The following is an 11980-nucleotide window of genomic DNA, read 5'->3' as shown; positions in this document are numbered from 1 at the left end:
ATTTCGGAATCGATCATTTACCTTGACGTCAACGTCAAAAATCAAGCGAGGAGATTTCCATGAGTGAACTGGTCACGCGCGTGGCGGAAAATGTCGGCATCGAGGCCGCCACGGCCGAGAAGGCGGTGGGGATGATCCTCGGTTTCCTGCAGCGTGAAGCGGCGGAAGGCCCGGTCGCCAGGATGATCGAGGCGATTCCCGGCGCGTCGGAACTGGTCGCCCAGTACAATGGCGAAGGCAGCAATGGCGGCGGGCTGCTCGGCGGGCTGATGTCGGCGATCGGCGGCGGCGGCGTCATGGCGCTCGGCCAGCAGCTGATGAGCCAGGGCCTCGGCATGGGCGAGATCACCGCGCTTGCCAGGGAGACGATCGCCTTCGCCAAGGAAAAGGCCGGCGACGAGGTGGTCGACGAGGTGGTCGCCTCCGTCCCGGGCCTCAGCCAGTTCGTCTGAACCGCGAGAACCCCCGCTGGCCTGCCGGCCGGAGGGGGTGACTTTCGCGCTCTCTCAAACATCCCACTCCGGCGCCAGGCCTGCAGGGTTGACGATCCGGCCGTCCGGGCGCGCAAGCTGGCGGATGGCCGCCATCTCTTCGCGCGTCAGGGCGAAGTCGAAGATCGAAAAATTCTCCTTCAGTCGCGCCTGCGTCGCGGTCTTTGAGAGCACCACCACGTCCGGCTGCTGCACCAGCCAGCGCAGCGCCACCTGCGCCGCCGTCTTGCCGTGGCGGGCGCCGATGTCGGCAAGCAGCGGATCGGCGGGCACCTTGCCGTTGGCCATGGCATAATAGGCGGTGAGCGACATGCCGAGCCGGCGCGCCGTCTGCAGCAGCTTCGTCTGATCGAGATAGGGATGATATTCCACCTGGTTGGTCGCGATCGGCGCCTCGCTCAGGCGTGTCGCCTCTTCCATCTGCGCGGTGTTGAAGTTGCTGATGCCGATGTGGCGCACCTTGCCGGCCTTCCTGACCTCGTTGAGCGTCCCGATGCGCTCGGCCATCGGCACGTCGCTGCCGCCCGGCCAGTGCAGGAGCAACAGATCGACATGGTCGGTCCTGAGCTTCTTGAGGCTCTCGTCGACCGAGGCGATGAAGGCGTCGTGGCGATACTTGTCGACCCAGACCTTCGTCGTCACGAAGATGTCCGCGCGCGGGATGCCGGACGCGTGGATGGCCTCGCCCACCTCGGCCTCGTTGCCGTAGGCCTGGGCCGTATCCACATGGCGAAAGCCCAGTCTCAGGGCCTCGGGCAGGATGCGCAGCACTTCGGCTGCGGACATTCGGAAGGTGCCGAAGCCGAGAGCGGGAATATTGGCGCCGTTGGAACTGACTGCGTGCATGGGGGTTCCTCGATCGGACGGAGGGGAAGACCCCTTATACTTGTCGCGGTCGGGCGAGGCTTCAAGCCGGCGGGCTGGACGCACGGGAATCGACCGTTCTCGTCGCGACGATGAACAGCCGGGGAAAGCGCAGCAGCACGCGGCCATGCGCCATCGCCGGGTAGGCCTTGCGGATCTTTTCGGCATAGGCGGCAAGGTACTCTGCCCGCCGTTCGCTCGGCAGCGCGTCGAGATAGGGGCGCAAGCCCGTGCCCTTCACCCATTCGACGATGGCATTGGCGCTGGCGAGCTGGTGGTAATAGGCCGTGTGCCAGACGTCGATGCGCGCCGCTTTCGCGGCGAGCCGCTCGACATAGATCTTCGGCGCGGGAAGCGGCGCCCGCGGGAACGCCCGGCCGGCGAACGTCTCGGCGAATGCCCGCTCTTCGGCCGTTTCCTGCATCAGCCGGTGGATCGGCTCGTCAAGGTTGTCGGGCATCTGCACCGCAAGCGTTCCCCCGGGCGCGAGCGCGTTCATGAGCCGCTCGAGAACGTCGATGTGCTTCGGCAGCCATTGGAAGACGGCGTTGGCGAAGAAGAGCGCGGCCCCCGCCGGCGGCGCCCAGCTTCCGAGGTCGGCCTTCTCGAAGTGCACATGCGGCAGCCGCTTGCGCGCCGCCGACAGCATGTCCTTGTCGCTGTCGATCCCCGTCAGCGGGTTGTCCGGAAATCGCGCGAGGATCAGTTCCGTCGAATTGGCCGGGCCGCAGCCCAAGTCGAAGGCGGGCCCGTCCGGCAGCTCGGGCACCTGGGCCAGGAGATCGCGCGCCGGGCGCGTACGTTCATCCTCGAACTTGACGTACTGCGCTGCCGACCAGGACATCGGCGTGCTCCTTCATATGCCGAACTGCAGGCTTTCGAGCGAGGGGAGAATGAGCGACGGCCCATGATCCTTGTACTCGTCCGGCATGTCGGCGCGGTTGATCCAGACCGTACGGAAGCCGAATCGCGTCGCGCCGGCAATATCCCAGCGGTTCGACGACTGGAACGAGACCGCGCGCGGATAGAGCCGGTAGGTGGTCGTCACCAGATCATAGACGGCGGGTGCCGTCTTGAACGTCCTGACCGTATCGACCGAGAAAACGTCATCGATGATGATGTCGAGCGCGGCATTCTTGACCGCCGAGGCGAGCATCGCCGGCGAGCCGTTGGAGAGGATGGCGATGCGGGCACCGCGCTCCTTCAGGCCCCTGAGCACGGCGGGCACTTCCGGGTAGCAGTCGAGCTTCCAGTAGGCGTCGAGCAGCGGCTTCTTGAGTTTCGGATCCGCCGAGGGAAAGCGCTCGAACGCGTAGTCGAGCGCCTGCTCGGTCAATTGCCAGAAATCCGCATAGGCGCCCATCAGCGAGCGCACCCAGGAATATTCGAGCTGCTTGGCGCGCCAGAGCTCCGAAAAGGCCTGGCCGTCCGGCCCGATCGCTTCCGCATGCCGGCGCACGGCCGCATGCACGTCGAAAAGCGTGCCGTAGGCGTCGAACACATAGGCCGCGTAGGACATCGAACTCTCCCGTCTTTCCGCCGCCGGCGGTGGAACAGCGCGCCGGACGATGGCTGTTGCGACGATACGTGTCGCTTTTCTCCATTCTTTTTAGCGGATCATGTCAAAACTTTGTGCGCTGCACAATGCCTCTCGTCATCCTGCCTCGTTCAGCCTTTCCAGACCTTTGCCGGGAAGCGCAGCGCCTGTTTGGCGAGCTTGCCCTTGAGGCCGAGCACCGTGTCGCAGAGGTTCACCACGTGCCGGTTCGGCTTGGCCTCGGGCCGGAGCGCGTGCAGGGCGGCCGCTGCCTGTTCCGGGGACATATAGCGCGCCAGCACGCCGAGCGTCAGCGCCGTCGACCGGCCGATTCCCCGGAGACAATGGATCAGCAGATGCGCATCCGCGGGCAGCCGGTCGATGAAGGCGAACGTCGCCTCGACCGCCTCGGCACGCGCCGCGTCCGGCGCATCCGGGTCGGTGGCGTCACCGAAAAAGAGTTCCAGATGCCGCTCGGGCGGCAGCTCGATCATCGACAGCAGCCGTGTCGCCGGCGCGCGGATGGAAATGAGATGCGTCGGCGCCCAGACGGCGCGATTGTGCCGCGCCTCGGTCTGCGAGCTCACGATCACGCGCACCGGCCAGCCGCCCGGATGGGCCGGATTGGCGCCGAGAACGGGCGGGTAGAGTTCGCTTTCCGTGGCCTGGGCCGCAAGCGCCATGACGGGACCTCCCTGATTCGCCTTGGTCACGGTCAGGATACCAGCGCGAGGGAACGATCGGAATCCCGGGTGACTGGAGAATTGCCGCTCTCCTCGGGTTTGCCCCTCACCCTGGTCCTCTCCCCGTTCTGACGGGGAGAGGGTGCCGGCGGGCGGATGAGGGCAGCGTCTTCACCTGGCGCCGTGCGGCGTGATCCGGGCGGCAATACCCCTTCCGATCCGCATGCAAGACCCCTCCCCAACCCCTCCCCACAAGGGGGAGGGGCTTTGGCGCCGCTGCGCCCGACTGCCATTCACCAAGCTCGAAGCCTGCCGCTACGACCAAGCGAGGCAGTAGCGGCGCGGCAGGTTAAGCCCCTCCCACCTGTGGGGAGGGGTTGGGGAGGGGTCTTTTTTAGAGGCCTTCCGAGCCGCCCTGTCGCCACCTCAGAACCGCGTGATCACGCTTATCCCGAGGTCGGTCGCGCGGTCCATCGCCACAAGCGCCGGCACGGCCTCGTCCAGCGAAATCTCCCGGCCGATGAGCTTTCTCGGCTCGAGCTTGCCGGCGGCGATCATCGACAGCATCGCGTCGTAGCGCCAGGCCTGCATGCCGTGGCTGCCGTAGATTTCGAGCTCATGGCCGATCACCTGCGCCATCGGGATCTGGGGCGTGGCGTGCTCGCCGAGCATCAGCCCGACCTGGACGTGACGGCCGCGGCGGCGCAGGTTCCGGATCGAGTTGAAGCAGGTGACGGGCGAGCCGAGCGCGTCGATCGAGACATGCGCGCCGCCTTGCGTGATCTCCCTGACGGCGCCGGCGACGTCGTCGGTGTCGCGCCCGTTGATCGCGGCGACGGCGCCGAGGCTCCGGGCGAAGGCAAGCTTTTCCGCGGAGATGTCGATCGCGATCGGCTTGGCGCCGAGCGCCGCGGCGATCATGATCGCCGAAAGCCCGACGCCGCCGCAGCCGTGCACCGCCACCCATTCGCCGCCTTCCACGCGGGCCTGGTCGGCGATCGCGCGGAAGGAGGTGGCGAAGCGGCAGCCGAGGCTCGCGGCCGTCGCGAAATCCATGCTTTCCGGCAGGTGCACGAGGTTCTGGTCGGCGAAGTCGATCGCCACATATTCGGCGAAGGAACCCCAATGGGTGAAGCCCGGCTGGAACTGCGCCTCGCAGACCTGTTGGTTGCCGGAGCGGCATTCGTTGCAGCGTCCGCAGCCGGAAACGAAGGGCACGGTCACCCGGTCGCCGACCTTGAAGCGCACGACGCCGCGTCCGGCCGCGGCGATGGTACCCGCGAGTTCGTGGCCCGGTACATGCGGCAGGCGGATGTCCGGGTCATGCCCCATCCAGCCGTGCCAGTCGCTGCGGCAGAGCCCGGTCGCCTCGACCTTGATGACGACGCCGTTCTCCGTAGGCGTCGGATCGGGCAACGTCCGCACCTCCGGCGTCTTTTCGAAGGCGTCGTAATACATCGCTCTCATCGGTATCCCCTTGTCGTTCTGGCGTGGCCTATCACGCTGCTCCAGAATCGCCTTCATGACAATTTTTGATGGACCCATTCACCCCAGTGCTGCTTTTTCCCGCTACACCGGGACGGCGCGTGACGAGACGAGAAGGAGACGCCGATGGCCGTCGATACATCCCCCCGCTCCACCACCTGGACCTATGTCGATGGCGAATGGCTCTCCGGCAACCCGCCGCTGATCGGCCCGACGTCGCATGCGATGTGGCTCGGCTCGACCGTGTTCGACGGCGCCCGCTGGTTCGACGGCATCGCGCCCGATCTCGATCTCCACTGCCAGCGCGTCAACCGTTCGGCGGAAGCGCTCGGCCTCAAGCCGACGATGGCGGCCGAGGAGATCGAGGCGCTGACCTGGGAAGGGGTGAAGAAGTTCGACGGCAGGACGGCGATCTACGTGAAGCCGATGTATTGGGGCGAGCACGGCTCCTGGAGCGTCGTCGCGGTCGACCCGGAATCGACCCGTTTCGCCCTCTGCCTGTTCGAGGCGCCGATGAACAACGGCCATGCCGGCTCGTCGCTGACGCTCTCGCCCTTCCGCCGGCCGACGATCGAATGCATGCCGACGGACGCCAAGGCCGGCTGCCTCTATCCCAACAACGCCCGCATTCTCCAGGAGGCGCGCTCGCGCGGCTTCGACAACGCGCTGGTGCGCGACATGCTCGGCAACATCGCCGAGACCGGCTCCTCCAACATCTTCATGGTGAAGGCCGGCGTCGTCTTCACGCCGGCCGCGAACAAGACCTTCCTTGCCGGCATCACCCGCGCGCGCGTCACCGGCCTCCTGCGCGAGGCCGGCTTCGAGGTGATCGAAGCGACGCTGACCATGGCCGACTTCGAGGCGGCCGACGAGATCTTCACCACCGGCAACTACTCCAAGGTGCTGCCGGTGATCCGGCTCGACGAACGCAACCTCGAGGCCGGCCCGATCACCGCCAAGGCCCGCGACCTCTACATGGACTGGGCGCATTCGAGCGGCGACCTGTGAGGCTTTCGCGCCGGGCTCAACTCTCGATCGGGCGCACGACGACGTCGGGTGCCGAACGGGTGCTCGGGCCGTGATAGACGGCCTCGACATTGTTGCCGTCCGGATCAAGCAGGAAGGCGGCGTAATAGCCCGGATGGTAGCTGCGCTCGCCGGGCGCGCCGTTATCGGTGCCGCCATTGGCGAGGCCCGCGTCGTGGAAGCGATGCACCGCGTCCGGGCCGGTCGCCTGGAAGGCCAGATGGACGCGGGTGCGGTAGTCATCCGCCGCGTCGACGAAGAATTCGTCGAAGGCGAAGAGCTTGTCGGTCTCATAGGTGGGGCGGTGGCCGAGGGCGCCGAGCACCGCCTTGTAGAAGCGCCTGCTGGCGGCGAGATCCCTGACGCGCAGATGCACGTGGTCGATGAGCCTTCCCTGATGGAACTCCATTGCCTGTCTCCAATCCGGGGCCCGTGACGGCAGAGGCGTCGTTGGCAGGGTATAAACGAAGAGAGGCGAAGAAAGTTGCGCTGCGCCACTCGGCGGGACCCTCGCCGACGGCGCTCGTGCGATGAAAGTATTTTGCGTGCGTCAGGGAAATTTTGGCACCGCATCGGTTGCTTCGCGACAAGGCGATGCCTATGTTCCCGCTCACAGATTTCCGTCACGAGATCCATGCAAGAGGAGATGCCACAATGGCTTTTGAATTGCCGAACCTTCCCTATGACTACGACGCGCTCGCGCCCTACATGTCGCGCGAAACGCTCGAATATCATCATGACAAGCATCACCTCGCCTATGTGACCAACGGCAACAAGCTCGCCGAAGACGCCGGACTTTCCAACCTTTCGCTCGAGGAAATCGTCAAGAAATCCTACGGCACCAATCAGCCGCTGTTCAACAATGCCGGCCAGCACTACAACCACGTCCACTTCTGGAAGTGGATGAAGAAGGGCGGCGGCGGCACCGGCCTGCCGGGCAGGCTCGACGCCGCGATCAAGTCGGACCTCGGCGGATACGACAAGTTCCGCGCCGACTTCATCGCCGCCGGCACCGCGCAGTTCGGTTCCGGCTGGGCATGGCTTTCGGTGAAGAACGGCAAGCTCGAAATCTCGAAGACCCCGAACGGCGAGAACCCGCTCGTCCACGGCGCAACGCCGATCCTCGGCGTCGACGTCTGGGAACACTCCTACTACATCGACTACCGCAACGCCCGCCCGAAGTACCTCGAAGCCTTCGTCGACAATCTCATCAACTGGGACTACGTGCTCGAACTCTACGAAACGGCCACGAAGTAAACGCGATTTCATTCGCTGCAGAAGGAAGGCTCGGCTCTTGCGCCGGGCCTTTTTGCTTGCAGGCTCGTAACTGAGTTGATGGCTGGCGTTGTGCTTTGCGGGGAGGTCGGTGGATTGCCCCTCACCCTAACCCTCTCCCCGGAAGAACGCGGAAGAACGGGGAGAGGGACCGGGGCGGCGCCGCGAGTCCCCTTTGCCCCGCCTGCGGGGAGAAGGTGGCCGGCAGGCCGGTTGAGGGGCGGATATTTTAAACCTCTCCCATCTCCAAAGGCTCGACGCTGTTCGTCTTCCACCCGGCAATCCACAATTGCCGCAGCCGGTTGCCTTCGCCGCGGAAATGGGCGCCGAGCGGCTCGCAATGTTCCACCCGGTCGGCGCGAAAGTTGCGGATGTCCTGGCGCAACTCGCACCAGGCGACCATCATCGCGTGTTCGGAATAATAGATCAGTGCCAGCGGCCTGACCGTGCGTTCCGTCGCCCGTCCGAGTTCGTCGCGATAGTCGAGCGCGAGTTTCTGCTCGTCGCGGATCGCGCGGCGGATCATGGCGAGATCGGCGGCCGGCGGCGGTGTGGCGACCGTGCCCCAGGCATGCAGCGCCTGTGAGCGGAATGTCTTGCGCAAGGGCTCCGGCACGGCGCCGGTGATCTTCTGGCTGACGCGGCGTGCCGCCGCCTTCAGTTCCTCGTCGCCGGTTCGGGCGAGCAGGGCCAGCGCCAGCACGATCGCCTCCGTCTCCTCGATCGAGAACATCAGCGGCGGCAGGTCGAAGCCGGGCCGCAGGATATAGCCGATGCCGCGTTCGCCCTCGATCGGCACGCGCATCCCCTGCAACGCGGCAATGTCGCGATAGATCGAGCGCGGCGTCACCTCCAGAGCCTCGGCGATCTCGGCCGCGGTCACCGGCTTTCCGGCAAGCCGCAATATCTGGATGATCTCGAAAAGCCGCGATGCCTTGCGCATGGCAGGACCTCCACCGCCCGAATGCTCCTGACAAGACCCTGTCAGTTGGACAGCGATATAGCATGTGCCAACGGATTGAAAAATCAGCAATCCGGTTTTCGCACCTTATCCGAAACCAATGAGCAACTGACATGACCTACGCGGAAAACCTCTGGCTCTTCTTCACCCTTCTCTTCGGCATCATCATCGTCCCCGGCATGGACATGGTCTTCGTTCTCGCCAATGCGCTGACCGGCGGGCGTAGCTCCGGCCTTTCGGCGACGGCGGGGATCATGGCGGGCGGACTGCTGCACACGCTCTATGGCGCCCTCGGCGTCAGCGTCGTCCTGCATCTCGTGCCGCAGCTCTTCGATCTGCTGCTTGTCGCCGGCGCCGCCTATATCGCCTGGATCGGCCTGACGCTCCTCCGCAGTTCGATCACCATCAGCAGTGTCGAGAGCGGGCGGCGGCTGTCGCACTGGGCAAGCTTTCGCCAGGGAGCACTGACGAGCGTGATGAACCCCAAGGCCTACCTTTTCATGCTGGCCATCTATCCGCAGTTCCTGAAGCCACAGTTCGGCCCGGTCTGGTCGCAGGCGGCAGTCATGGCGCTGATGATCGCGCTGACGCAACTCGCGGTCTATGGCGGCCTTGCGCTTGCCGCAGGCCGTGGCCGCGATCTCATCGTCGGCAGTCCCGGCGCGACGGTCGCGATCGGCCGCGCCGCCGGTATCCTGCTGGTCGTCGTCGCGGCCTTCACCTTATGGCAGGGCTGGAACGCCCGCTAAAAATCATTTTGCAGTCAGGTGGAATCACCTGAACTCGGAAGCAGCGGCGTCCGGCTATTGCGGGCGAATTATGCTGGAATGACAAGCACATCAACAAAATGTTACTTCCGTCAAAAAGCCGAAATGCCATCATGCCGGCGCTTCGAAGGGACGTGTCGCGGAAGCGGGTTTTGAATGACGTGGAGATCATGATGAAGATGAGAGTTCTTGTGCTTGCTGCCGTCATAGCGGGCGTGGGCGTCACCGCCGTCACCGCGGCCGGCGAGCCGCAAGCGGTGCGCCAGCAGTTGATGAAGAAGGTCGGGGAGGCCGCCGGTGCGCTGAACGGCATCGCCAAGGGCCAGAAGCCCTATGATGCCGAGATCGTCAAGGCATCGCTGTCGACGATCAGCGAGACCGTGAAGATCTTCCCGAATCATTTTCCGCCGGGCTCGGAAACCGGGATGGAGACCGAGGCGAGCCCGAAGATCTGGCAAAACATGGAGGACTTCAAGGCGAAGGCCGCCAAGCTTGGCGGCGATGCGGAGAAGATCCTCGCCGAACTGCCTGCGGATCAGGCCGGCGTCGGCGCGGCGCTCGGTATTCTCGGCAAGGACTGCGCGAGCTGTCATGAGAGCTATCGCCTGAAGAACGACTGACGAGGCCCGTCTCCCGCCAAATTTTCTATTGAGAACGTACATGCAAATGCGCTGGCTCGGCTGGCGCATTCTTGTCTGAGGGGGAAGGGTAGCGATGGGCCGGCATACGAGAAAGCTGATCTCCGGTGTCATCCTCATGGCCCTGGCCGGCGCCGGCGCCGCCTGGTGGCTGACGAAGCCGAGGGCCTGGGATGCGGCGCACTGGGAGGGGCTCGGTGAGCCGGATCTCGCGAATGGCGAACAGGTCTTCTGGGCAGGTGGCTGCGCCAGCTGCCATGCCGCTCCGGGTGCGCCGGATGACCAGCGGCTCGTGCTCGCCGGCGGCCGGGCGCTGAAGAGCCCGTTCGGTACTTTCCACGCGCCGAACATCTCGCCGGACGAGACCGCCGGCATCGGCGACTGGACGCTGGCGGAATTCGGCAACGCCATCACGCGCGGCGTCGGCAAGGACGGTGAGCATCTCTACCCCTCGTTTCCCTACGGTTCCTATGCCCGGTTGACGGCCAAGGACGTCAACGACCTGTGGGGATACCTGCAAACCCTCCCGAAAAGCGCCAATGTGGCGCCGCCGCACGACCTGTCCTTCCCCTACAATATCCGCCTGGCGCTCGGCGGCTGGAAACTGCTGTTCCTCACGGACGAGCCGCGCGTCGCGGTCAATAACGCCGACGCGAAGCTCGCGCGCGGGCAATATCTCGTCGAAGGCCTCGGCCATTGCGGCGAATGCCATACGCCGCGCAACACGCTTGGCGGGTTCGAGCCGGGCATGTGGCTGGCCGGCGCGCCGAACCCGGAGGGCCAGGGGCGCATTCCCGACATCACCCCGGCGTCGAAGAGCATTGGCAGCTGGAGCGCATCCGACATCGCCTCCTATCTCGAAACCGGCTTCACGCCGGATTTCGACACCGTCGGCGGTCTGATGGTCGAGGTGCAGAAGAACATGGCGCGGCTTCCGCCCTCCGACCGCGAAGCGATCGCTGCCTATCTGAAGGCGCTGCCGGCGCGTTAGGGCGGCATGGGCTCACATGCGTTCACGCCGGTCGCGTGCTCCCCGGCATAGAGCGCGAGATAAGCATCGAGCTCCTTCGAGCCCAAGCCCAGCGCGGCGAGGACCTCGGCCGCGAAGCTCACCGGCGCGGTGCCGGCGGCTGTCACCACGCGGCCGCTGCGAAGCGCGCGTGGCTGATCGCGGTAGCGCCCGTGGCCCTGGTAGCCGGCGACCGCCGAAAGGCTTGCGGCCGAGTTCGCCGTGTGCTCGGTGGCGTCCAGAATACCGCTGGCAGCAAGGGCAAGCGTCGCGCCGCAGATCGCCGCGACGACCCGGCCGTTCTCATGAAAGGCGCGGATTGCGTCGGAAAGATCGGGCGCGGCGGCCGCTTCCCAGATCGGCCCGCCGCAGAGCACGAGGCCGTCGAACTCCGCCGGGACAAGCGTTTCCGCCGGCAGGTGCGGCGTGATGCAAAGCCCGCCTCTCGACGTCACAACGGTGCCGCCGGGGGAGGCCATGATGAGATCGACGCCGAGGTCGGCGCGCGCCGTGGCCATCAACAGCGCGCATTCCCAGTCGGCGAAGTCTTCGGTCAGAACGATCGCGATACGCACCCTGTCCTCCCGTTCAGCTGAGCTTCTGCAGATAGCGCATCCCGGTCACCGGGCGCGGAACGAAGCGTTCGGACTCGTAGAAGCGATGCGCCTGGAAGTTGCCGGTGGCGGCGCTGACGGAAAGGTACTCGCAGCCGGCCATCTTCGCCTGTTCGCGCGCCTTGGCGACGAGATGGCGGCCGATGCCGGTGCCGCGATGAGCGGCGCGGACGAAGAGGTGATGCAGCTCCATGCCGCGGGCGCCTTCGGCCGCCCGGTACTGGGGCACAAGGATCGCGTAGCCGATGAGCTCGCCGCCGGCTTCGGCGACGAGCGCCGTGATCCACGGCATCCGCCCGAAGAGATCCCGCTCGAGCTCAGCGGTCGTGATCGGCGCGGCGTCGCCGTGATGGGCGGCGAGCTCGGCGATCATCTCGCGCAGTTCTGGAAGGTCGCGCGCTTTGGCGCAGCGGATCGTCACCATCGGCGGACGCACCGACGGGACGGCATGGAGGTGGGGGGTGATGGTCTGCAGCATGCTCGGCTCCTCATGGTCCTTACCGCCATCAGGTGCCGTGAAAAACAAAAGCCGCCTGATGGCGGCCTTGTTGAATATGATCAGCAGGCCGCTCCTATCGGAACAGCCAAAAATACGCGCGGCAAATGGGTGCGTTCTTGATCATGCGGGTA

Annotated in this window: 15 protein-coding genes; 6 read left to right on the top strand and 9 right to left on the bottom strand. The window is 65.6% G+C overall.

The genetic code is table 11. The annotated features are described in order from the left end of the window. The first annotated feature begins 59 nt into the window (after nucleotides 1-59). Nucleotides 60-452, top strand: a complete 393-nt coding sequence (locus ATB98_RS14520; RefSeq protein ID WP_066874810.1) for a hypothetical protein — start codon at nucleotides 60-62, stop codon at nucleotides 450-452. Between the two features lie 54 nt (nucleotides 453-506). On the opposite strand, the gene ATB98_RS14515 is transcribed toward ATB98_RS14520, so the two are convergent. The 5 genes from ATB98_RS14515 to ATB98_RS14495 all read right to left on the bottom strand — a co-directional run bounded on the left by ATB98_RS14515 (nucleotide 507) and on the right by ATB98_RS14495 (nucleotide 5042). Continuing rightward, complete coding sequence (locus ATB98_RS14515) at nucleotides 507-1337, bottom strand: aldo/keto reductase (protein WP_066874808.1); 831 nt, start codon at nucleotides 1335-1337, stop codon at nucleotides 507-509. Nucleotides 1338-1398: 61 nt separating this feature from the next. After that, nucleotides 1399-2199 carry a trans-aconitate 2-methyltransferase gene (tam, locus tag ATB98_RS14510; protein WP_066874807.1) on the bottom strand — a complete coding sequence of 267 codons (801 nt, stop codon included), beginning with the start codon at nucleotides 2197-2199 and terminating at the stop codon, nucleotides 1399-1401. A 12-nt stretch (nucleotides 2200-2211) separates the two neighbouring features. Then, nucleotides 2212-2874 (bottom strand): haloacid dehalogenase type II, encoded by a 663-nt coding sequence (locus ATB98_RS14505; RefSeq protein ID WP_066874805.1) that lies wholly within the window; start codon nucleotides 2872-2874, stop codon nucleotides 2212-2214. A 149-nt stretch (nucleotides 2875-3023) separates the two neighbouring features. Further along, the gene (locus ATB98_RS14500) at nucleotides 3024-3575 is read right to left on the bottom strand and encodes a phosphatase (RefSeq protein ID WP_066874803.1); all 552 of its coding nucleotides are present in this window, start codon (nucleotides 3573-3575) and stop codon (nucleotides 3024-3026) included. Nucleotides 3576-4001: 426 nt separating this feature from the next. Continuing rightward, nucleotides 4002-5042 carry a zinc-dependent alcohol dehydrogenase family protein gene (locus ATB98_RS14495; RefSeq protein WP_066875578.1) on the bottom strand — a complete coding sequence of 347 codons (1041 nt, stop codon included), beginning with the start codon at nucleotides 5040-5042 and terminating at the stop codon, nucleotides 4002-4004. A gap of 144 nt (nucleotides 5043-5186) precedes the next feature. Between ATB98_RS14495 and ATB98_RS14490 the strand changes: the two genes are divergently transcribed. Next, entirely contained in the window at nucleotides 5187-6068 is an 882-nt protein-coding gene (locus ATB98_RS14490; RefSeq protein ID WP_066874802.1) for a branched-chain amino acid aminotransferase, read from the top strand. 16 nt (nucleotides 6069-6084) lie between these two features. Here ATB98_RS14490 and ATB98_RS14485 read toward each other — a convergent pair whose 3' ends face one another. After that, nucleotides 6085-6495: a VOC family protein gene (locus ATB98_RS14485; protein ID WP_066874800.1), complete on the bottom strand. Its 411-nt coding sequence runs from the start codon at nucleotides 6493-6495 to the stop codon at nucleotides 6085-6087. 245 nt (nucleotides 6496-6740) lie between these two features. Here ATB98_RS14485 and ATB98_RS14480 point away from each other — a divergent pair, with 245 nt between their 5' ends. After that, the gene (locus ATB98_RS14480; RefSeq protein ID WP_066874799.1) at nucleotides 6741-7343 is read left to right on the top strand and encodes a superoxide dismutase; all 603 of its coding nucleotides are present in this window, start codon (nucleotides 6741-6743) and stop codon (nucleotides 7341-7343) included. A gap of 247 nt (nucleotides 7344-7590) precedes the next feature. On the opposite strand, the gene ATB98_RS14475 is transcribed toward ATB98_RS14480, so the two are convergent. Further along, nucleotides 7591-8304 carry a helix-turn-helix transcriptional regulator gene (locus tag ATB98_RS14475; protein WP_066874798.1) on the bottom strand — a complete coding sequence of 238 codons (714 nt, stop codon included), beginning with the start codon at nucleotides 8302-8304 and terminating at the stop codon, nucleotides 7591-7593. 131 nt (nucleotides 8305-8435) lie between these two features. On the opposite strand from ATB98_RS14475, the gene ATB98_RS14470 reads away from it, so the two are divergent. The 3 genes from ATB98_RS14470 to ATB98_RS14460 all read left to right on the top strand — a co-directional run bounded on the left by ATB98_RS14470 (nucleotide 8436) and on the right by ATB98_RS14460 (nucleotide 10718). Next, nucleotides 8436-9071, top strand: coding sequence for a LysE family translocator (locus ATB98_RS14470; protein WP_066874795.1), 636 nt, complete (start codon nucleotides 8436-8438; stop codon nucleotides 9069-9071). A gap of 191 nt (nucleotides 9072-9262) precedes the next feature. Then, nucleotides 9263-9709, top strand: a complete 447-nt coding sequence (locus ATB98_RS14465; protein ID WP_066875577.1) for a c-type cytochrome — start codon at nucleotides 9263-9265, stop codon at nucleotides 9707-9709. A 94-nt stretch (nucleotides 9710-9803) separates the two neighbouring features. Next, entirely contained in the window at nucleotides 9804-10718 is a 915-nt protein-coding gene (locus ATB98_RS14460) for a cytochrome c (protein WP_066874793.1), read from the top strand. Here the strand turns inward: ATB98_RS14460 and ATB98_RS14455 are convergent. Both ATB98_RS14455 and ATB98_RS14450 read right to left on the bottom strand, forming a co-directional pair. Then, nucleotides 10715-11311 carry a DJ-1/PfpI family protein gene (locus ATB98_RS14455; protein WP_084435473.1) on the bottom strand — a complete coding sequence of 199 codons (597 nt, stop codon included), beginning with the start codon at nucleotides 11309-11311 and terminating at the stop codon, nucleotides 10715-10717. The genes ATB98_RS14460 and ATB98_RS14455 overlap by 4 nt on opposite strands. Before the next feature lie 13 nt (nucleotides 11312-11324). Continuing rightward, the gene (locus ATB98_RS14450; RefSeq protein ID WP_066874791.1) at nucleotides 11325-11828 is read right to left on the bottom strand and encodes a GNAT family N-acetyltransferase; all 504 of its coding nucleotides are present in this window, start codon (nucleotides 11826-11828) and stop codon (nucleotides 11325-11327) included. Nucleotides 11829-11980 lie beyond the last annotated feature (152 nt).

The sequence above is a fragment of the Sinorhizobium saheli genome, from assembly GCF_001651875.1.
GTDB classification, from domain to species: Bacteria; Pseudomonadota; Alphaproteobacteria; order Rhizobiales; family Rhizobiaceae; genus Sinorhizobium; species Sinorhizobium saheli.
The sequence above is the reverse complement of the archived record's forward strand: the minus strand, read 5'-3'. Positions and strand labels throughout refer to the sequence as shown.